The following is an 18,670-nucleotide window of genomic DNA, read 5'->3' on the forward strand; positions in this document are numbered from 1 at the left end:
ATGACGTCAGCCGAAGACCCGGATCAGTTCCGGCAGCAAGAGCAGCACCGGCAGCACCGTGAAGACGGAGATGGCCGCGCCGACGACGATGCCCGTGATCGCGAGACCGCGCCCGGCCTCGCCCGTCCGCCGCAGCTGCGGCAGCGCGATGAGCCCCACGACGACCCCGCCGATGGGCACCACGAACCCCAGCACGAGCGCGATGATCGCCAGGGTGTTCGTCGGGCGGACCGGTGCGATCGGCGGCTGTGCGTACGGGTTCGTCATGCGGGTTCCTGTCTCGTCGCGCCGGGCGCTGCACGGCCCGGTCATCGTACGGGCCGGACGGATCGCTCCGCAGCGCCCCGTTCGGGTCATCCGGACGGATGAAAGACGCGGCGGCGGGGTCGGTCGGTCCCCACGGTGGATACGCTGGTCGGCATGTCGACGCAGGGCAACGATGGCCACGACTGGGCGACGTGGGACGCCTACCACGACGTCTGGCGACGCCTCGACCGAGCGCTCGACCAGGCCGTCCAGGCGGGCGCCGGCATCTCCATCCCCGAGTTCGAGATCCTGATCGGGCTGCAGCGCGAGCCGGACCACCGGCTGCGCGTCCGCGACATCGCCGCCGGCATCGGTTGGGAGAAGTCGCGCGTCAGCCACCAGGTCACACGGATGGTCTCCCGCGGCTTGGTCGGACGCGCCGACTGCCCGACCGACGGCCGCGGCAGCTGGGTGGAGATGACCCCCGACGGCCGCCGCGCGGTGCTCGCCGGCATCCGCGCGCACACCGGTGCGCTGGAAGACCTGTTCTGGAGGCCCGTGGGGACCGACGCGGACATCCTCCGGTCCGTCAGCGCGCGCGTCCAGGACGCGATCGGCCCCGACGTGTCGGACGAGGCCGTCTCGGGCTAGCTGCCCCCGCACGTCCACCGAGGTTCCACGACTCGCCGCACGGGGAGCGCCGAGGTTCCACGAACGACGCCGTGCTGCGCCCAGATGCCGAGATTTCGGAACCTCGGGAGCAGAGGCTTCGGAACGGGGACGGGGACGGGGACGGGGACGAGCGGGACGACGGAGCGGCGGGCGGGAGCTAGAGGTCGACGACGGCGAGGGCTCCCTGTTCGCCGCGGAGCCGCACCTGCACGCTCGCGATGTCGTCGCGCGGGATGTCCGTCGACGCCGACAGCCCCTTCGCGTCCTCGCCCGCGGCCGTCCACGAGCCGACGATCTGCGCGGTGCCGTCCGACCGCACCACGACCAGGTCGTACATGACCGAGCCGTCCGCCGCCCACTCCTTGCCGCCGTACGAGCAACCCCAGTCGAAGCGGGTGCCCCACTGTTCACCGCTGACGGCCAGGTCGACGTCGAGTCCCTGGGCGCCGGTCATGTCGTAGCGGTCCGCGGTCGCCGATGCCGAGACGTCGCGCCCGGCCTGCACCGAGCCGCGGTCCCCCGCCGTGCCGACGGCGAGTCCGCCCAGGACGGCAGCGACCACCGCGAGCCCCGCGGTGGCGGCGACCCAGACCCGGCGACGACGGCGACGGTGTCGAACGCGGTGCGCGACGGAGGCGAGGGTGCTCTCGGAACCGGTGTCGGGCCTCCCGTCCGGTTCGGCGATCTCGATCGCCTGGTCGGCCGGCAGCTTGGCGAGCAGACCGGGCAGGCCGACCAGCTCGGCGACGGCGGCCGTGCAGCGGTCGCAGGTCTCCAGGTGCTGCTCGTACTCGAGCCGCTCGTCCGGGCTCAGGGACCCGAGCACGTACGCCGCGTCCCACTCTGCGTACCGGTCGTCGCTCATCGGGTCACTCCTCGTTCCTGCAGTGCGAGCCGCAGGGCTCGCAGCCCGTAGTGCAGCCGCGACTTCGCGGTGCCCTCGGGGATGTCGTGTCGTTGTGCGATCTCCGGCACCGTGTGGCCGAGCCAGTAGGCGTCCACGACCACGCGGCGGTGGTCCGGGGAGAGCGATGCGAGCGCGTCGGCCACGACGATGCGGTCGAGCACGGCGTCGGTGCGGTCCGACTCGGCGCGGTCGACGGGGTGTTCGGTGCCGAACTCCCGGCGGTTCCGAGCTGATCGCGCGTCGTCGACGACCAGGTTCCGCGCGACCGTGAACAGCCAGGCGCGGGCGCTGTCCGGCGCGCGTTCGAGCACCGCTGGGCGCTGCCAGGCGCGGACCATGGTCTCCTGCACGACGTCCTCGACCGCCGAGCCGTCCCGCGTCAGGTGCCGGACGTACCGGGTGAGCGCGTCACCGTGCTCGCGGTACAGCGTCGCGAGCAGCTCGTCGGCGGAACGACTCGACACGGTCACTTCTGCAGGTCGAGGGAGAACTCGACGGTGCCCTTCCCGTCCACGGTGACGAAGCCGAGCGAGGGAGCCTTCACGCCGTAGTCGGCGAACGTGATCGGCACCGAGCCGGCGACCTGGACGGTGCCTCCCGTGCCGACCGCCACCTGCGCGTCGGCGGTGACGGCCTTCGTGACGCCGTGCAGGTCCATCGTGCCGGTCAGGGTGACGTCCTGCGTGCTGCCGTCGAGCGCCTTCGAGACGTCGACGGGCTTCGTCAAGGTGAACGTCGCCGTCGGGAACTTGTCCGTCTCCAGCGCGGTGTCCCGGAAGTAGGCGTCGCGCGCGGACTCGGGGGTGGAGATCTTCGCGACCTGGACCGTGACCGTCGCCGTCGCGAGGGAGCCGCCGTCGACCTCGGCGGCGCCCTCGACGTCCTTCGTGCGTCCGACCACGTTCACATCATTCCCCTGCAGGACCTCGTGCACCCGGTAGCCGGCGTACGAGGTCTTCGTGCTGGTCCAGGTGCCGTCGGCGTCCGCCGCGTCGAGGCTGGCGGACGACGTCGCCTGCAGCGAGGGTGCGGCGGCGGCCTGTCCGTTGACGGTGTTCGCGTAGATGGACGGACCGGCGATGGCGGCGGCGGCCGCGATGACCACGACGCCGGTGGAGATGCCGATGATGACCTTGGTGCGTGTGCGGAGTCCCATACCCGGTCAACGAGGTGGTGGGGCGGATCGTTCACCCGGAACGATCCGGCTGCCGGATGCGTTCGGATCTGTCAGGCTGTTCATCCACCTCTGTCAGGCTGTTCATCCACCCGATCCCCCGCAGCCAGGAAGGCCGCAATGCCCGAACTCCCCGTCGTGTTCGAAGTCGGCTCGCTGATCGCGATCGTCGCGATCCTGCTCGCCGACCTGCTCATCGTCGCGCGCCGGCCGCACGTGCCGACGCTGCGCGAGTCGGCGACGTGGGTGGGCGTCTACGTGGGGCTCGCGCTGGTCTTCGCGGTCCTGATGCTCGTGTTCGCGGGCGGCGACTCGGCGGGTGAGTTCCTGGCCGGTTGGCTCACCGAGTACAGCCTGAGCATCGACAACCTCTTCGTCTTCGTCATCATCATGGCGCGGTTCTCGGTGCCGAAGAAGATCCAGCAAGAGGTGCTGATGCTCGGCATCATCATCGCGCTCGTGCTGCGCGGCATCTTCATCCTCGTCGGCGCCCAGCTCATCGAGAACTTCTCATGGATCTTCTACATCTTCGGCGCCTGGCTGATCTGGACGGCGATCCAGCAGCTCCGCGGCGAGGACGATGCCGACGACCAGAAGGACAGCTTCATCGTCCGGCTGCTCCGCCGTCGGGTGCGCCTCACCGACACGTTCGACGGCATGAAGTTCCGGACCACCCACGACGGCGTGCGGCACTTCACCCCGCTGCTGATCGTGCTGATCGCCATCGGCACCACCGACCTGCTGTTCGCACTCGACTCGATCCCGGCGATCTTCGGCATCACCGAGAGCCCGTTCATCGTGTTCACCGCGAACGTCTTCGCCCTGATGGGTCTGCGGCAGCTGTACTTCCTGCTCGGCGGGCTGCTGGAGCGGCTCGTCTACCTGAAGTACGGGATCGCGGTGATCCTCGCGTTCATCGGCGTGAAGCTCGTCCTGCACGCACTGCACGACAACGAGCTGCCGTTCCTGAACGGTGGCGAGCACATCGAGTGGGCGCCGGAGATCAACACCTGGGTCTCCTTGATCGTGATCATCGCCGCGATGGCGCTGTCGACCCTGGCCAGCGTCGTGCGGATGCGCCACGACGGCGTCGAGGCGAAGGACGAAGAACCCGCTCGCACCTCGGACTGACGGAAGGTGCTCTGAGCGGCAGCAGGCCGGGCGCGGGAACGTCCACCAGCTGCCCGTGCCAAGGTCGACGGGTGCACAACAACGACACCGTCGTGATCGCCGGCTGCGGCGACCTCGGGACCGAAGCCGGTCTCCGCTTCGCGCGCCTGGGACACCACGTGATCGGCCTCCGACGCCGCGCCGAACTGGTCCCGGCCCCGATCACCGGCCGCAGCGCCGACCTGCGGCACGAGGTCCCCGAGATCCCCGCCGACACCTCCGTCGTCGTCGTGGCCTTCGCCGCGGGCAGCCGTGACGTCGACGAGTACCGCGCCACCTACGTCGACGGCCTGCGGAACGTGCTCGACGGCATCGACGCCTCGGACGCCGATCCACGCCTGCTCGTGGTGTCGTCGACCGCGGTGTACGACGTCGACGACGGCAGCGAGGTCACCGAGGACACCCCGGCGCACGGTGCGACCCCGACCGCCGAGGTCCTGGTCGAGGCCGAGGCACTACTGCGCGACCGTGCTCCCGACGCCGTGCTCGTGCGCCTGTCCGGGGTGTACGGTCCGGGTCGTGAGCGTCTGATCGACCAGGTCCGCTCCGGTTCGGCCCGGTTGGCTCCGGGTGCCTCGCCGCACACGAACCGGATCCACCGCGACGACGCCGCCGCCGCGCTCGTGCACCTGGCGACCGTGGAGGACCCGGCGCCGACGTACCTCGGCACCGACGACGAACCGAGCCGGCTCGACGACGTGCTGCGGTTCCTGGCCGACGAGCTCGGCGTTCCCGAGCCCGTCACCGGTGACGGCGGTGCCCGGCAGTCCGGTGGTGACAAGCGCTTGTCGAACGCGCTGCTCCGGTCCACCGGCTGGGCGCCGCAGTACCCGACGTTCCGCGAGGGCTACCGCGCCGTGCTGGCCGGCGAGGGCGTCCGCCACCCCTGACCCGGCGCGACACCGGTTCTCCGACACGACACCACGTGATCACCTGGTGTCGTGTCGCGAAACAGGTGCGGACCGCAGCGGGCCGCGCGCGACCGCTCAGTGCCCGCGGTGGTCCTGGATCGTGAGCCGCGGCCCGAACGACGGCTTCCGGAACCCCGATCCGCCGATCAGCCGCACGACCCGTTCCCGGTGCCCCCGCCACGGCTCGAGCAGCTCGAGCATCCCGTCGTCGTCGACCGGTCCCCCGGTCAGCGCCCACCCGACCAGCGCGGGGACGTGGAAGTCCCCGACGCTCGGCGAATCGGGGTCGCCGTGGGAGCGCTGCGCGGTCTCGGCAGCCGTCCACTTCCCGATGCCGGGGATCGACTGGAGCCGCGCCGACACGACCGAACCGCCGCGACCGAGCGTCAGCGTCCGTTCGAGCGCCGGAGCCACACGCACCGCGCGCATCACCGTCGCCGACCGTCCGGGCTCGATGCCGGCCCTGTGCCACTCCCAGCTCGGGATCCGCGCCCACTCGTCGGCCGTCGGCGGCACCGTCAGTCCCTCCGGCGCGGGACCCGGCGCGGGCGTGCCGTACCGACGGAGCAGGTACCGCCACGCGCCCCACGCCTGCCGCGAGGTCACCTTCTGCTCCATGATCGCCGGCACGAGCATCGCGACGACGGTGTTCGTCCGGAGCAGCCGGAGTCCGGGCTGCCGGTGTCGGGCGGCAGCGAGGAACGCGTGCCCGGAGACGTCGAACCCGTCCCAGTCGTCGCCGCGACCGAGCAGCTCCGGCGCGTGCTCGACCGCCCACGCAGCGCCGTCGCCCCACGCCGAGACCGCGATGGTGTCGCCGGCCGGCCGGATCGCCACGGCAGCGGGGCCGGTGGGCGTCCGCAGGGCGAGCCACACGACCGACCCGACCACCTTGTAGGCGGGGTCGGCGGAGCCGCGCTGCAGGGGCCGCAGGGTCGACGTGACGTTCACCGGGCCTCCCGGTCGGTACACGGTGTCGACGCGAGACGCATCGACGGACGCGTCGCCGGACGACGAGGCGGAGTCGAGCAGGGTCACACCGGGATGGTAATGCGCAACCACCGTCAGTCATGATGGTCGCAGTCCCCCACGACCCCCACCCGCACCACCCGACGACGGAGTTCCCATGCGCATCGGCATCCTCACCTCCGGAGGCGACTGCCCCGGTCTGAACGCGGTCATCCGCGCGATCGTCCTCAAGGGCATCGCCATCCACGGCCACGAGTTCGTCGGGTTCCGGGACGGCTGGCGCGGCGTCGTCGACGGCGACATCGTCCCGCTCGGCCGCAAGGACATCCAGGGCATCGCCAAGCAGGGCGGCACGATCCTCGGCACCAGCCGCACGAACCCCTTCGAGGGGCCGAACGGCGGCGTCGAGAACATCTCGAAGACCCTGGACCGCCACGGCATCGACGCCATCGTCGCGATCGGCGGCGAGGGTACGCTCGCCGCGGCGAAGCGCCTGACCGACGCCGGGCTGAAGATCGTCGGCGTCCCGAAGACGGTCGACAACGACCTGGGCGCCACCGACTACACGTTCGGCTTCGACACCGCCGTCGCGATCGCGACGGAAGCGATGGACCGCCTCCGCACCACCGGCGAGTCGCACTCCCGCTGCATGGTCGCCGAGGTCATGGGCCGGCACGTCGGCTGGATCGCCCTCCACTCCGGCATGGCCGCGGGCGCGCACGCGATCCTGATCCCGGAGCAGAAGACGAGCATGGAACAGATCGCGAAGTGGGTGCGTGCCGCCTACGACCGCGGGCGCGCACCGCTCGTCGTGGTGGCCGAGGGCTTCGTCCCCGACCACGAGGACAACGCGCACACCGAGCGCGGGCTCGACGCCTTCGGGCGTCCGCGGCTCGGTGGCATCGGCGAGCGCCTCGCGCCGCTCATCGAGGAGATGACGGGCATCGAGACGCGCGCCACGACCCTCGGGCACATCCAGCGCGGTGGCACGCCGACCGCGTACGACCGGGTGCTGTCGACGCGGCTCGGCCTGGCGGCCATCGACTCGGTGGTCGAGGAACGGTGGGGCCGGATGGTAGCCCTGAAGGGCACCGACATCGTGCACGTCTCGTTCGACGAGGCGCTCGGCGAGTTGAAGACCGTGCCGCAGGCGCGGTTCGACGAAGCCGCCATCATGTTCGGCTGAGGTTGGTCGGGGGCGCTGGCCGGGGCGTACCTGACCGATTCGGGCGTACCTGGTCCTTTTTTCCGGCCCGGTACGCCCGATTCCGCCAGGGATCGCGCGCGTTCTGGGAAAGAACGGACCGCCAGCCGGGAGGCCCGGGGTAGCGTCCGGCGCATGAACAGCGCCGTAGTCGTGTCCAGTTCAGCCCCGCCCACCGTCGCCGACGTCGACCTGCCCGATCCGACCGAGGGCGAAGCCCTCGTCGACGTCACGTACTCGAGCGTCAACTACAAGGACGGCCTCGCCCTCGCCAGGAACCCCGGCGTCGCGCGGGTCGACCCGCTCGTGCCCGGCATCGACGTCGTCGGGACCGTGTCGGCGCTCGGACCGGGTGTGCACGACGTTTCGATCGGCGACCGCATCGTGCTGAACGGTGCCGGGCTCGGTGAGACCCGGCACGGTGGTTGGGCGCAGCACGCCGTGGTGCCGTCCGGTTCCCTCGTGGTCCTGCCCGAGGCGATCGAGGACTCGTTCGCGGCGGCGATCGGCACGGCGGGGTTCACGGCGATGCTCAGCGTGCTCGCGCTCGAACGGTTCGTCGAACCGGGTGCCGGGCCGGTGCTCGTCACGGGTGCGTCCGGCGGGGTGGGGACGGTGGCGATCGCCCTGCTCGCCGCGCGCGGGTACGAGGTGACCGCGTCGACCGGCCGGAGCACCAACGAGGCCTCCCTCCGACGCCTCGGCGCGACCGAGGTCGTGGACCGGGGTGCCCTGTCCGAGCCCGGCAAGCCGATGCAGCGTGCCGCGTGGGCCGGCGCCGTGGACAGCGTCGGCGGGGCCACCCTGGCGAACGTGCTGGCCGGCACCCGGTGGGGTGGAGCCGTCACGGCGTGCGGGCTCGCGCAGGACTCCGCGCTGCCCACGACGGTGCTGCCGTTCATCCTGCGTGCGGTGTCGCTGCTCGGCATCAACTCGGTGGACGCCCCGTCCGAGCTGCGGCACCGGGCGTGGGAGCGGTTGGCGACCGACCTCGACCCGGCGCTGCTGGCGGGTGTCACCCGGACCGTCACCCCGGAGCAGGCGATCGAGATCGGCGCCGAGGTGGTCGCCGGTCGGGTGCACGGACGCACCGTGGTCGACGTGCGTGGCTGATGTTCTGGGATGCTGTTATTCCGCAAACGATTGCATATTGACACGTTAGGGTTTGGATACCAAACGTCCGTGACACGAGGAGTCCGTCATGCCGGTACCCAAGTCGACCGTCGAGAACTCGCCGCGCAAGCTGCTCCGCGACGTGGTCCTCGAGAAGATGTTGGCCGCGATCCAGGACGGCACGCTGCAGGCCGGCGAACGGCTCAACGACGACGAACTGGTCCAGTGGCTCGGTGTCAGTCGCACGCCCATCCGTGAGGCGATCGCCAAGCTCGTCGACTACGGCTTGGTCGAGATGGAGGCGAACCGGTACACCCGGGTCGCGTCGCCCACCGCCAAGCAGTTCGACGACACCATCCAGGTGCTCGCCGGCGTCACGGAGCTCGCCGCCCGCTGGGCCGTCCCGAAGCTCGACGACGCTGCGGCCACCCGCCTCGTCGACACGCTGGAAGCCCTGCGCACGGCCGCCGAGCAGGAGCGGGCCGGCGACGTCTCGACACAGGTCGGCGCGGTCGTCACCCAGTTGATCGGTGCAGCGGACAACGACCTGCTGGTCCAGCTGTCGACCTCGCTGCTGCCCCGCGCGAACTTCCTCGCCCTGACCCACCAGAGCGGCATGTTCTGGGACGTCAAGCACTTCGTCGACCCGCTCCGCGCGGCGATCTCGAAGCGCGACGGCGAGGCAGCGGCCGCGGTGATCCGTTCGCTCAGCAGCACCGTCGAGGAGCACACCGTACAGGCCCGCGCGTTCGTCGCCGAGGGCGGCGCGCTGGCGGACGGCACCGAACGGCGCTGACGTCGGCCACGATGGAGTCGTGACCGACACCGACCAGTCCCGCGCCGCGGGCGCCCAGTTCCGCGCCGACGGCGTCCTGCTCCGTGCCGAGGGCGTCCGTGTGACGCGCTCCGGCCGCGACCTGCTGCACGACGTCGACCTGACCGTCCGCCGCGGTGAGCACTGGGCGCTCCTCGGACCGAACGGCGCCGGCAAGTCGACGCTGCTCGCGGTGCTCGGGGCGACGGGCCACCCCACGGCGGGCACGGTCGAGGTGCTCGGCCGACGCCTCGGACGCGTCGACGTCCGCGAGCTGCGTGAGCACATCGGCCACGTCGACCCGCGGCACCGGATGCTCTCCCCGCTCACCGTGCTCGAGACGGTGCTGACGGGACTGACCGGCACCACCGACCTCATGATGCGGTGGGAGCCCACGGCCGCGCAGGTCGCACTGGCCGAGCAGCACATCGCCGACGTCGGGCTCGCCGCACGACGCGACGCACGCTGGCCCGTGCTGTCCCAGGGCGAACGCGGACGGACCCTCATCGCACGGGCGCTGATGTCGGAGCCGCAGTTGCTGCTGCTCGACGAACCAGCGACCGGGCTCGACGTCGCCGCGCGCGAGCACCTGCTCGAGACCGTCGACGCGCTGCGGCACCGACACCCCGAGCTCGGCAGCGTCATGGTCACGCACCACCTCGAGGACCTGCCGGTGTCGACCTCGCACGCGATGCTGCTCCGTGACGGTGCCGTGGTGGCACAGGGCACGGCGGACGAGGTCATCACGTCGTCGGCGGTGTCGCACGCGTTCGACTTCCCGCTCGCGATCCTGCGCTCCGAGGGGCGCTGGGCAGCTCGCCGTTCCGCCTGACGCGTCGCGTGGGCCGGACAGGCGCGTTGCGGCGCTCCGGCCTGTGCTTGGATGGTTGCTCAGGTGTCCGCGGCCCGCTTCGGGGAGGGACCCGATGCCGGACGACGGTGTCAGGCCGCGCACCGCAACGAGGGGGAACACCATGACGACCACGCCGCCGCCCTACCCGGGGTCCGAGCCGCAGCCGAACGCCGGCCCACAGCAGCCCGGTCCGCAGCAGCCGGGCCAGCAGCCCTGGGCGCAGCAGCAGCCCGGCCAGCAGCCGTACGCGCAGCCCGCTCCCGCCGGCGCTCCGTACGCCCCGCCGCCCAAGCAGTCCCGTGGCAAGCGCGTCCTGATCTCGCTGCTCGGCGTCGTCGTCGCCGTGGTCGTCGCGTTCCTGGTCCGCCAGGCGCTCACCGCCGCGTTCAGCGACTCGACGGAGGAGAAGGTCTCGAAGGCCGTCGTGCAGATCCGCGAGCAGAGCGACCTGCCGAAGCAGGTCGACTCCGTGACGTCGTGGACGGGCGTCGAGGCCGAGGGCAACGCGATCCACTACGACTACACGGTGTCGTCCAGCGTCGACCCGGCGTCGATCACCGAGAGCGCCATCCGCGACTCGGTCGGCCCGACGCTCTGCTCGAACAGCGACACCAAGGACCTCCTCGACGAGGGCGTCGACATGCGGTACACCTACGCGTTCGACGGCACCTCGAAGACGCTCGACACGACCTTCACCAAGGCCGACTGCTCCTGACCCGTCGAGGGTGGGGCGGTGCTGTCCCCTGTCCCGCCCTCGTCGGTCCGGTCGGTACGCGGTTGTGCGTGGTGCGGTGTGCACCGTACCTGGTGCGACGTGCTGGGCTGCGATGTGCACGGCTCTCGCCATGGCGCTGCCCACTGCGCCGACAGGTGACCGGGTTGCCCGCCGGTCGTCGGGTCCGTACCCGCCCCGGTCCGTCTACCGACGCACCGCCCGCTGCTCAGTCGACCAGGGTGACCTCCCAGTTGGTGCGCTGGACGACCGCGTCGAGTTCGCGGATCTCCTTCGCCAGGGCGTCGGCCCGCGACCGGAGCTCGGCGGTCGGCAGCGCGGCGAACGTGCGGAGTTCACTGCGGAGCTGTCGGTAACCGCCGTTCGTGCCGGACGTGGCGTCCGCCGCTCCGGTGACGAGCGCGTGCCGCAGCCGGAGGGCATCGCGTCGGGCGAGCAGTGCGGTGACGGTCTGTCCGGACGCCACGGTGGTGCTGGCGTTCGTCGCGTTGATGCGGGCGAGCAGGACCTCGAGCGCGTCGATCGACCGTTCGGCCTCGGCGAGGAGCTCGCGGGCGTCCTCGTCGGGCTCCTCGCCCTCTTGGTAGCGGGCGTTCGCGGCGATGCGGCCGCGCAGTTGTTCGATGCGCTTCTGCAGGTCGGCGCGCTCGATCAGGGCCTCGGCGAGTTGCATGCGGCCAGTCAACCAGCCGAGGCTCCGGCACGGAGCACCGACCCCTATCCCGCCGCGGCGGCTCCTGCCTACGCCGCCGCGGCGGCCGCTGCCTTCGCCGCGGCGGGCAGGGCGTCGAGGATCCGTCCGACGGCCCGGTCGTCGTGGGCGGCCGTGACGAACCACGCCTCGAACACGCTCGGCGGCAGGGTCACCCCGGCGTCGAGCATCGCGTGGAAGAACGGGGCGTACCGGAACACGTCCTGTGCCCGCACGTCGTCGTAGTTCCGCGGTGCGGTGTCCGTGAAGGCGAACGAGAACAGGTTGCCGGCGCGCTGCACGGTGTGGGCGACGCCCTCGGCCGACAGTGCGTCCGACGTGGCCGCGGAGATGACCGAGGCCGTGCGGTTCAGCGACTCGTACACCGACGGCGTCGCAGCCCGGAGCGTGGCGATGCCGGCGGCGACCGCGAGCGGGTTGCCGGACAGGGTGCCCGCTTGGTACACGGGGCCGAGCGGGGCGAGGAAGTCCATGACCTCGCGTCGGCCGCCGAGCGCGGCGAGGGGCATGCCGCCACCGATGACCTTGCCGAACGTGATCAGGTCGGGCTTCCACCCGGCGCCGTCGGGGACGACCTTCGACGCCTCGAGGCCCCACCAGCCGGCCGACCCGACGCGGAACCCGGTCAGGACCTCGTCGACGATGAGCAGCGCCCCGTGCGCCTGCACGATCTGCGCGAGCGCGCGGTTGAACCCGCGCTCGGGAGCGAGCACGCCCATGTTCGCCGCGGCGGCCTCGACGATGACGCCGGCGATGCGCTCGGAGTGCTCGTCGAACGCGCGGCGGACGGCGTCGAGGTCGTTGTACGGCAGCACCAGGGTCTGCGCCGCGGTCTCCTCGGTGATGCCCGCGCTGCCCGGCAGGGCCAGGGTGGCGACACCCGAACCGGCCTCGGCGAGCAGGGAGTCGGAGTGCCCGTGGTAGTGCCCGGCGAACTTCACGAGCAGGTCGCGGCCGGTGTAGCCGCGGGCCAACCGGATCGCCGTCATCGTGGCCTCGGTGCCGGTCGACACCATGCGGAGCTTCTCGATGGGGCCGTCGCCGTCGACCGACACCCGCTGCTTCACGAGCTCGGCGAGCTCGGTCTCGCCCGGGGTCGAGGCGCCGAAGGACAGTCCGCGCGCGGCGGCCTGCTGCACGGCCTCGACGGTGCCGGGGTGGGCGTGTCCGAGGATCGCCGGACCCCACGACGCTACGAGGTCGACGTACTCGCGTCCCTCGGCGTCGGTGACGTACGCGCCCTTCGCCGACACCAGGAAGCGCGGGGTGCCGCCCACCGAACCGTAGGCGCGGACGGGCGAGTTCACGCCGCCGGGGATCGCGTTCTTGGCGCGGCCGAACAGCTGGTCGTTCGTGGTCATTCGGGGGCCTTCCCGGTCGAGGCGATGCCGGCGACTGCGGCGGTGGTGCCGGAGGTGCGGAGGCCGGCCTCCTGGTTGAGCTTCCGCGCGATGTCGACGGCGAAGTAGGTCAGGATCGCGTCGGCGCCGGCACGCTTGATGCCGATGAGCGACTCCATCGCGGCGGCGTCACGGTCGATCCAGCCGTTCTGCGCGGCTGCCGTGATCATCGCGTACTCGCCGGAGATCTGGTAGGCCCAGACCGGCACGGGCGACGTCGCAGCGGTCTCGGCGAGCACGTCGAGGTAGCTCATCGCGGGCTTCACCATCACGACGTCGGCACCCTCGTCGACGTCGAGCGCGACCTCGCGCAGCCCCTGTCGACCGTTGGCGGCGTCGATCTGGTAGGTCCGCCGGTCGCCGACGAGCGACGACGACACGGCCTCGCGGAAGGGGCCGTAGAAGGCGGAGGCGTACTTGGCCGCGTAGGCCAGCAGCGCGGTGCCGGTGTGCCCGGCGACGTCGAGCGCGTCACGCGCGGCGGCGATCTGGCCGTCCATCATCCCGCTCAGGCACACCAGTTCGGCGCCGGCCTCTGCCTGCGCGACCGCCATGTCGCGGTACCGCAGCAGGGTCGCGTCGTTGTCGACGGAGCCGTCCGCCGCCAGGACGCCGCAGTGGCCGTGGTCGGTGAACTCGTCGAGGCACAGGTCGGACTGCACGACCAGGTCGTCACCGACCTCTTCCCTCGCCACGCGGATGGCCACGTTGAGGATGCCGTCGGGGTCGGTCGCGCCGGAACCGGTGGCGTCCTTCGTGGTCGGGACGCCGAACAGGTTCACGCCGCCGATCCCGACCTCCGCGGCCGACACCAGGGCGCGACGGAACGAGTCGAGCGAGTGCTGCTGCACGCCCGGCATGCTCGAGATGTCGACGGCGTCGGTGGCGCCTTCGCGGATGAACATCGGCAGCACGAGCTCGGCTGGGTGCAGCCGGGTCTCGGCGACGAGCCGTCGCATCGCGGGGGTGGCGCGGAGTCGACGGGGGCGGACCTGGGGGAAACGGCCGGTCACGGGTGGCCTTCCTGTTCGGGGGCGGTGGGGTTCAGGGCCTCGACGACGGCGTCGAGCAGGGCTTCTGCGGACCGGGTGGGTCCGACGACGTGGACCGGCAGTCCGGCCGCGCGCGCGTCCGCGGCGGTTCCGGGGCCGATGCAGGCCACGAGGGTGCGGGGGTCGAGCGGGGTCATCCGGCGGGCGATCTCGCGGGCGACGCTGCCGCTCGTCACGAGCACCGCGTCGGGCACCGCGTCGAGGGTGATCGGCTCGTCGCCGGTCCCCACGGTACGGTACGCGACCACGTCGTCCACGTCGATGCCGCGGGCCCGCAGTCCGTCGACGAGGGTCGGCGCGGCGATCTCGGAGCGCGGGAAGAGCACGGTGCCGTCGGTGTCCGGCAGGGCCTCGACGAGGGCAGCGGCCGAGGCCTGTTCCGGCACGAGGTCGACGACCCAGCCCGCAGCACGCGCGGCACGGGCGGTCGGCTCACCGACCGCCGCAACGCAGACACCGGACGGGAGGCCCGCCACGCGTTCTGCGAGCACCGTCACGGCCGTCGCACTGGTCACCACCACCCACGCGTACCCGGCCACGCGGGCGACGGCACGGTCGAGCGGGCCGCAGTCGAGCGGCGGCTCGGTCGTGATGAGCGGGACGACCCGCGGGTCGAGCCCGCGCTGCCGAGCCGCCGTCGCGACGCGCTCGCCCCACGCGCCACCCCGGGGGATGACGACGACGGGAGCGGGCGTGTCCGTGACGGGCTCTACTTCACCGAGTCGGCGAGGTCCGCCAGGTCGCCGGCACCGTTCTCGAGCAGCTCGGCGGCCACGCGGCCACCGACCTCGAGTGCTTCGGCAAGACGGTCCTGCGCGGATCCCTCGAGCACGGCAGCGTGCGACGCCGTGCGGTACTCGGCGCCGTCGGGGCTGTAGACGGTGGCGGAGACGAGCAGGAGCTCGGCGTCCACGACCGCGGTCGCACCGATCGGGGCGGAGCAGCCGGCCTCGAGCTTCGCCAGGACCTCGCGCTCGGCCGACACCGTCAGGCGGGTCGGGGCGTGCTCGATCTTGCGCAGCGCGGCGAGCAGGTTCGTGTCGGTCTCAGCAGCACGGGTCTCGATCGCCAGGGCGCCCTGGCCCGGAGCGCTCGGCCAGAAACCGAGGTCGAGCAGTTCGGTGGCGGCCGACAGCCGGTCGATGCGGGTGAGCCCGGCGGCGGCGAGCACGACGGCGTCGAGGTCGTCGTCCACCCGGCCCAGGCGGGTGTCGATGTTGCCGCGGATGTCGATGACGTCCAGGTCGGGGCGCTTCGCCCTGAGCTGCGCGACGCGACGCGGTGAACCCGTGCCGACCTTCGCACCCTCGGGCAGGCTCTCGACCGTGGCGCCGTTCCGCGCGACGAGGACGTCGCGGGCGTCGGCACGCTTCGGCACGGCAGCGATCGTCAGGCCCGGGTACGGCGCGGTCGGCAGGTCCTTGAGCGAGTGCACCAGGACGTCGACCTCGCCGGCGACCAGGGCTTCGCGAAGGGCGCTGGCGAACACGCCCGTGCCCCCCAGCGACGCGAGCGAGGCGCGGTTCGTGTCGCCCTCGCTCGTGACCGTGACAAGTTCGACGGGCCGACCGGACGCCGCTGCCAGGCGGTCGGCGACGTCCTGCGACTGCGCGACCGCGAGCCGGCTGGCGCGGGTGCCCAGCCGGATCGGGGTCGGTGCGTCGGTCACGGTGCGACGCCGGCGGCGGCGGGCTTGAAGCCGGCGCGGACGTTCTCGCAGCAGCCCGGGCGGCAGACGTCGTACCAGGGACCGATGTCGGTCAGGTGCGGACGCTCGCTCGTGGGGGTGCCGTTGACGCGCTCGAGCACCAGGTCGACGAGACCGGAGACGTAGGCCGGGTCGACACCGGGGGTCTGCGTGCGGACCGACCAGAAGCCGAGCTCCTGCGCGGTCTCGGTGGCTTCCTCGTCGAGGTCCCACATGACCTCCATGTGGTCGCTCACGAAGCCGAGCGGGACGATGAGCACGGCGCGGGTCGGGCCGCCCTTGAGCTCCTCGTTCATGTAGTCGTTGATGTCGGGCTCGAGCCACGGCTGCGTCGGGGGGCCGGAGCGCGACTGGTAGACGAGCTTCCACGCGGGCTTGGACGTGCCCTGCAGGTGCGCGTGCTCGGGCTGCTCGAGCAGCTCCGCCCAGGCCTGGTCGAGGACGACCTGCGCGACGGCGAGGTGCTGGGCCTCGTAGGCGCCGTGCTCGTCGAAGCCGCGGTAGTCCGGGCCGGACTTCGCGGCGTCGGTCGACGGGATCGAGTGCGTCGAGAACAGCACGTGCAGCTCGGTCGCGACGTCGAGCTGAGCGTTCTCGGCGATGGCCTTCGCCATGCCGTCACGGACGCCGTCGACGAACGGGCGGACGAAGCCGGGGTGGTCGAAGAACTGCCGGATCTTGTCGATCTCGATGGTGCCGAGCAGACCGGTCTCGTCGAGCACGCGTGCGTAGTCCTCGCGGTACTGGCGGCAGCTCGAGAACGACGAGTAGGCGCTCGTGGCGATCGCGATGAGCTTGTTGTAGCCCTTGTCGGCGGCCTCGGTGAAGGCCTGCTCGAGGTAGGGCTCCCAGTTGCGGTTGCCCCAGAGCACCGGCATGTCGATGCCGCGCGATGCCAGCTCGACCTCGAGCGCCGCCTTCAACGCGCGGTTCTGCGCGTTGATCGGGCTCACGCCGCCGAAGTGCCGGTAGTGGTGCGCGACCTCTTCGAGCCGCTCGTCCGGGATGCCGCGGCCGCGGGTGACGTTGCGCAGGAAGGGGATGACGTCGTCCTGGCCCTCGGGGCCACCGAAGCCGGCGAGCAGGATCGCGTCGTAGGCGGTCGGGACCTCGACGTGCTCCGGGCCGGAAGCGGCCGCTGGGGTGGCGGCGAGGACGGGCTGACCGTTCGTGATCAGGCTGGTGTCGGTCATGACAGCACCTCCGGGAGTTCGGCGGTCGTCACGCGACGACCCGTGAAGAAGGGGACCTCTTCGCGCACGTGCAGACGGGCCTCGGTGGCACGCAGGTCGCGCATCAGGTCGACGAGGTCGACGAGCTCGGGGCTCTCGAGCGGCAGGATCCACTCGTAGTCGCTCAGGGCGAAGGTGGCGATGGTGTTCGTCAGGACGCGGCGGTACTTGGCGCCGGCGATCCCGTGGTCGCGCAGCATCTTCGAGCGCTCGTCCTCGGGCAGCAGGTACCACTCGAAGGAACGGACGAACGGGTAGACCGTGATCCACGCCTCGGGGTCCTTGCCACGCAGGAACGCGGGCGTGTGCCGCTTGTTGAACTCGGCTTCGCGGTGCATCGCCATGACGTGCCACACCGGTTCGGTGTCCTGGAACAGCCCGGTGCGGCGGATCTCGCGCAGCACGGCCTGGATGACCTGCGCGTCGTCGCCGTGCAGCCAGATCATGACGTCGGCGTCGGCACGGAAGCCGGAGACGTCGTAGAAGCCACGGACGGTCACCCCGCGCTCGGCGGCGGACGCGACCACGGCGTCGAGCTCGGCCACGGCGTCGTCACCGACGCGGTGGACCGGGCCGAGCGGCCTGCGGAACACGGCCCAGAGGGCGTACGCCGTCATGAGGTTGGGATCGATCCCCGTCGCGGGGTCGGTCTCGTGCGGAGAGGTGTGCGCGGATGCAGGAGCGGGCGCGTCGGAACTCATGGGTCCTTGTCCTATCGGTTGCCAGGGTCGTGGCCGCCCCGCACCCGGTGGACCGCGCTCGGGCGGTCTACCGCCGTCGGAGCACCATCACGACGATACCCCCGACCACCGCTACTCCGGCTGCGAGGCCGGCCAGGTACGGGACCGGCTTCTCGTCGATGCCGCGCTTGACCTTCGACGCCGCGATGCCGATCTGCTTCGGCACGTTGAGCTTGTCCTCGATCGCGTCGAGGGTGTCGAACAGCTGGGCGCGGGTCGCGGCGACGCGGTCTGCGAGATCGTCGTGCGGATCGGTCACGGTTCCTCCGTCGGTGGTGCGGCTGTCGGGGCTCAGAACCGGCCGCCGACGTCCGGCTTGCGGCTGCCGTACTGGCTCGGCGGAGTGGGCTTCTTGCCCATCCCCTTCACCGCGTTGATGTCGTTCTTGACGCTGTCGATCGTGCGCTTCGGCGTGATCGGGAGGCCCTTCTTCAGGCGCTTCCAGCCGATCCACCCGAGGATGGCGGCGACGATCAGCATCACCACGGCGATCACGATCGCTGCGAGCCAGGCCGGCATCACGGTCGCCAGGCCCATCACGGCGGCGGTCAGGAGCACGCCGATCGCGTAGAGCACGATGACGAGTGCACCGACCAGCAGCCCCGCGGCGAGCCCGAAGATCTTGGCCTTCGTGAGCATCTCGGCCTTGAGCAGGTCGATCTCACCCTTGACCAGGCCCTTGACGAGCTTCGGGACGTCGCCCACCAGACCGAACAGCGAACGCGACTTGCGGTCGCGGGTGTCGGTCATGAGGTGGTGGTGTCCTTCTTCTGGCCGACCTTGCGGACGGCCTTCTTGGTCGTCTCACCGATGAACTCGGCGACGTCCGGGGTCTTGTCGGCGATGAAGTCCTCGGCGACGTGCACGCCCTTCTGGACGCCGTTGCTGTTCCAGACCTTGCCGCTGACGGTCTTGATCTGCTCGTACCGCGCCCGTCCGGCTCGCGATCCCAGGACGTACCCGAGTGCGGCGCCGGCGACGAACAGGAGCTTTCCGCGCATGTGCGATTCCTCCGTTGGTTCAGTGTGCGGTGGTCATGCGCCGAACGGAATACGTCCGA

At 71.5% G+C, this 18,670-nt stretch carries 23 protein-coding genes; 8 read left to right on the forward strand and 15 right to left on the reverse strand.

Going from position 1 to position 18,670, the window contains the following annotated elements; all coding sequences use genetic code 11:
- Positions 1–6 precede the first annotated feature (6 nt).
- Entirely contained in the window at positions 7–267 is a 261-nt protein-coding gene (locus tag EDF47_RS09480) for a DUF4190 domain-containing protein (protein ID WP_166673215.1), read from the reverse strand.
- 153 nt (positions 268–420) lie between these two features.
- Here EDF47_RS09480 and EDF47_RS09485 point away from each other — a divergent pair, with 153 nt between their 5' ends.
- Entirely contained in the window at positions 421–897 is a 477-nt protein-coding gene (locus EDF47_RS09485) for a MarR family winged helix-turn-helix transcriptional regulator (protein ID WP_131921995.1), read from the forward strand.
- Positions 898–1,075: 178 nt separating this feature from the next.
- Here EDF47_RS09485 and EDF47_RS09490 read toward each other — a convergent pair whose 3' ends face one another.
- Genes EDF47_RS09490 through EDF47_RS09500 form a run of 3 tightly spaced genes read right to left on the reverse strand, consistent with a single transcriptional unit; the run spans position 1,076 to position 2,981 of the window.
- Positions 1,076–1,783 carry a zf-HC2 domain-containing protein gene (locus tag EDF47_RS09490; protein ID WP_123937209.1) on the reverse strand — a complete coding sequence of 236 codons (708 nt, stop codon included), beginning with the start codon at positions 1,781–1,783 and terminating at the stop codon, positions 1,076–1,078.
- A complete protein-coding gene (locus tag EDF47_RS09495; RefSeq protein ID WP_133938663.1) occupies positions 1,780–2,295 on the reverse strand; it encodes a sigma-70 family RNA polymerase sigma factor in 516 nt (171 codons plus the stop codon). Before EDF47_RS09495 ends, EDF47_RS09490 begins: the two co-directional genes overlap by 4 nt.
- Positions 2,292–2,981, reverse strand: a complete 690-nt coding sequence (locus EDF47_RS09500) for a YceI family protein (RefSeq protein ID WP_133938661.1) — start codon at positions 2,979–2,981, stop codon at positions 2,292–2,294. Before EDF47_RS09500 ends, EDF47_RS09495 begins: the two co-directional genes overlap by 4 nt.
- A 138-nt stretch (positions 2,982–3,119) precedes the next feature.
- Here EDF47_RS09500 and EDF47_RS09505 point away from each other — a divergent pair, with 138 nt between their 5' ends.
- Together EDF47_RS09505 and EDF47_RS09510 are read left to right on the forward strand one after the other, a co-directional pair.
- The gene (locus EDF47_RS09505) at positions 3,120–4,130 is read left to right on the forward strand and encodes a TerC family protein (RefSeq protein ID WP_123294520.1); all 1,011 of its coding nucleotides are present in this window, start codon (positions 3,120–3,122) and stop codon (positions 4,128–4,130) included.
- Between the two features lie 71 nt (positions 4,131–4,201).
- Entirely contained in the window at positions 4,202–5,059 is an 858-nt protein-coding gene (locus EDF47_RS09510) for an NAD-dependent epimerase/dehydratase family protein (RefSeq protein ID WP_133938659.1), read from the forward strand.
- A 96-nt stretch (positions 5,060–5,155) separates the two neighbouring features.
- Here the strand turns inward: EDF47_RS09510 and EDF47_RS09515 are convergent, their stop codons facing one another.
- Positions 5,156–6,118 (reverse strand): DNA-3-methyladenine glycosylase 2 family protein, encoded by a 963-nt coding sequence (locus tag EDF47_RS09515; RefSeq protein WP_133938657.1) that lies wholly within the window; start codon positions 6,116–6,118, stop codon positions 5,156–5,158.
- Between the two features lie 88 nt (positions 6,119–6,206).
- Here EDF47_RS09515 and EDF47_RS09520 point away from each other — a divergent pair, with 88 nt between their 5' ends.
- From EDF47_RS09520 to EDF47_RS09540, 5 genes are all read left to right on the forward strand, one after another.
- Positions 6,207–7,235, forward strand: a complete 1,029-nt coding sequence (locus EDF47_RS09520; RefSeq protein ID WP_111083779.1) for a 6-phosphofructokinase — start codon at positions 6,207–6,209, stop codon at positions 7,233–7,235.
- Positions 7,236–7,388: 153 nt separating this feature from the next.
- Positions 7,389–8,366, forward strand: coding sequence for an MDR family oxidoreductase (locus EDF47_RS09525; protein ID WP_133938655.1), 978 nt, complete (start codon positions 7,389–7,391; stop codon positions 8,364–8,366).
- A gap of 88 nt (positions 8,367–8,454) precedes the next feature.
- Positions 8,455–9,162 (forward strand): GntR family transcriptional regulator, encoded by a 708-nt coding sequence (locus tag EDF47_RS09530; protein ID WP_123294516.1) that lies wholly within the window; start codon positions 8,455–8,457, stop codon positions 9,160–9,162.
- A gap of 19 nt (positions 9,163–9,181) precedes the next feature.
- On the forward strand, positions 9,182–10,012 hold the full coding sequence (locus EDF47_RS09535) for an ATP-binding cassette domain-containing protein (RefSeq protein ID WP_243692340.1): 831 nt from the start codon (positions 9,182–9,184) through the stop codon (positions 10,010–10,012).
- Positions 10,013–10,154: 142 nt separating this feature from the next.
- Complete coding sequence (locus EDF47_RS09540) at positions 10,155–10,748, forward strand: hypothetical protein (RefSeq protein ID WP_131921989.1); 594 nt, start codon at positions 10,155–10,157, stop codon at positions 10,746–10,748.
- A gap of 226 nt (positions 10,749–10,974) precedes the next feature.
- On the opposite strand, the gene EDF47_RS09545 is transcribed toward EDF47_RS09540, so the two are convergent.
- The 10 genes from EDF47_RS09545 to EDF47_RS09590 form a co-directional block, all read right to left on the reverse strand.
- Positions 10,975–11,439 carry a DIP1984 family protein gene (locus EDF47_RS09545; RefSeq protein ID WP_133938653.1) on the reverse strand — a complete coding sequence of 155 codons (465 nt, stop codon included), beginning with the start codon at positions 11,437–11,439 and terminating at the stop codon, positions 10,975–10,977.
- Between the two features lie 68 nt (positions 11,440–11,507).
- The gene (gene hemL / locus EDF47_RS09550) at positions 11,508–12,839 is read right to left on the reverse strand and encodes a glutamate-1-semialdehyde 2,1-aminomutase (RefSeq protein ID WP_131844970.1); all 1,332 of its coding nucleotides are present in this window, start codon (positions 12,837–12,839) and stop codon (positions 11,508–11,510) included.
- A complete protein-coding gene (gene hemB / locus EDF47_RS09555; RefSeq protein WP_260154506.1) occupies positions 12,836–13,891 on the reverse strand; it encodes a porphobilinogen synthase in 1,056 nt (351 codons plus the stop codon). The genes hemL and hemB overlap by 4 nt, the downstream gene beginning before the upstream one ends.
- Positions 13,888–14,751, reverse strand: coding sequence for a uroporphyrinogen-III synthase (locus EDF47_RS09560; protein ID WP_133938651.1), 864 nt, complete (start codon positions 14,749–14,751; stop codon positions 13,888–13,890). The genes hemB and EDF47_RS09560 overlap by 4 nt, the downstream gene beginning before the upstream one ends.
- The gene (hemC, locus tag EDF47_RS09565) at positions 14,640–15,599 is read right to left on the reverse strand and encodes a hydroxymethylbilane synthase (RefSeq protein ID WP_131844972.1); all 960 of its coding nucleotides are present in this window, start codon (positions 15,597–15,599) and stop codon (positions 14,640–14,642) included. The genes EDF47_RS09560 and hemC overlap by 112 nt, the downstream gene beginning before the upstream one ends.
- Entirely contained in the window at positions 15,596–16,831 is a 1,236-nt protein-coding gene (locus tag EDF47_RS09570; protein ID WP_133938650.1) for a ferrochelatase, read from the reverse strand. Before EDF47_RS09570 ends, hemC begins: the two co-directional genes overlap by 4 nt.
- Entirely contained in the window at positions 16,828–17,571 is a 744-nt protein-coding gene (hemQ, locus tag EDF47_RS09575) for a hydrogen peroxide-dependent heme synthase (protein ID WP_243834039.1), read from the reverse strand. Before hemQ ends, EDF47_RS09570 begins: the two co-directional genes overlap by 4 nt.
- A gap of 67 nt (positions 17,572–17,638) precedes the next feature.
- Positions 17,639–17,869 (reverse strand): DUF3618 domain-containing protein, encoded by a 231-nt coding sequence (locus EDF47_RS09580; protein ID WP_111083767.1) that lies wholly within the window; start codon positions 17,867–17,869, stop codon positions 17,639–17,641.
- 32 nt (positions 17,870–17,901) lie between these two features.
- Positions 17,902–18,360: a phage holin family protein gene (locus tag EDF47_RS09585; protein ID WP_111083766.1), complete on the reverse strand. Its 459-nt coding sequence runs from the start codon at positions 18,358–18,360 to the stop codon at positions 17,902–17,904.
- The gene (locus EDF47_RS09590; protein ID WP_017887727.1) at positions 18,357–18,611 is read right to left on the reverse strand and encodes a hypothetical protein; all 255 of its coding nucleotides are present in this window, start codon (positions 18,609–18,611) and stop codon (positions 18,357–18,359) included. The genes EDF47_RS09585 and EDF47_RS09590 overlap by 4 nt, the downstream gene beginning before the upstream one ends.
- Between the last annotated feature and the right edge of the window lie 59 nt (positions 18,612–18,670).

Source organism: Curtobacterium sp. PhB190 (assembly GCF_004365385.1).
GTDB lineage: Bacteria > Actinomycetota > Actinomycetes > Actinomycetales > Microbacteriaceae > Curtobacterium.

Bases quoted from the DNA above. Each gene is read 5' to 3' on its own strand.
- EDF47_RS09480 (WP_166673215.1), bottom strand. From the start codon at position 267: ATGACGAACCCGTACGCACAGCCGCCGATCGCACCGGTCCGCCCGACG.
- EDF47_RS09485 (WP_131921995.1), top strand. From the start codon at position 421: ATGTCGACGCAGGGCAACGATGGCCACGACTGGGCGACGTGGGACGCC.
- EDF47_RS09490 (WP_123937209.1), bottom strand. From the start codon at position 1,783: ATGAGCGACGACCGGTACGCAGAGTGGGACGCGGCGTACGTGCTCGGG.
- EDF47_RS09500 (WP_133938661.1), bottom strand. From the start codon at position 2,981: ATGGGACTCCGCACACGCACCAAGGTCATCATCGGCATCTCCACCGGC.
- EDF47_RS09505 (WP_123294520.1), top strand. From the start codon at position 3,120: ATGCCCGAACTCCCCGTCGTGTTCGAAGTCGGCTCGCTGATCGCGATC.
- EDF47_RS09520 (WP_111083779.1), top strand. From the start codon at position 6,207: ATGCGCATCGGCATCCTCACCTCCGGAGGCGACTGCCCCGGTCTGAAC.
- EDF47_RS09525 (WP_133938655.1), top strand. From the start codon at position 7,389: ATGAACAGCGCCGTAGTCGTGTCCAGTTCAGCCCCGCCCACCGTCGCC.
- EDF47_RS09530 (WP_123294516.1), top strand. From the start codon at position 8,455: ATGCCGGTACCCAAGTCGACCGTCGAGAACTCGCCGCGCAAGCTGCTC.
- EDF47_RS09540 (WP_131921989.1), top strand. From the start codon at position 10,155: ATGACGACCACGCCGCCGCCCTACCCGGGGTCCGAGCCGCAGCCGAAC.
- EDF47_RS09545 (WP_133938653.1), bottom strand. From the start codon at position 11,439: ATGCAACTCGCCGAGGCCCTGATCGAGCGCGCCGACCTGCAGAAGCGC.
- hemL (WP_131844970.1), bottom strand. From the start codon at position 12,839: ATGACCACGAACGACCAGCTGTTCGGCCGCGCCAAGAACGCGATCCCC.
- EDF47_RS09570 (WP_133938650.1), bottom strand. From the start codon at position 16,831: ATGACCGACACCAGCCTGATCACGAACGGTCAGCCCGTCCTCGCCGCC.
- hemQ (WP_243834039.1), bottom strand. From the start codon at position 17,571: ATGAGTTCCGACGCGCCCGCTCCTGCATCCGCGCACACCTCTCCGCAC.
- EDF47_RS09585 (WP_111083766.1), bottom strand. From the start codon at position 18,360: ATGACCGACACCCGCGACCGCAAGTCGCGTTCGCTGTTCGGTCTGGTG.
- EDF47_RS09590 (WP_017887727.1), bottom strand. From the start codon at position 18,611: ATGCGCGGAAAGCTCCTGTTCGTCGCCGGCGCCGCACTCGGGTACGTC.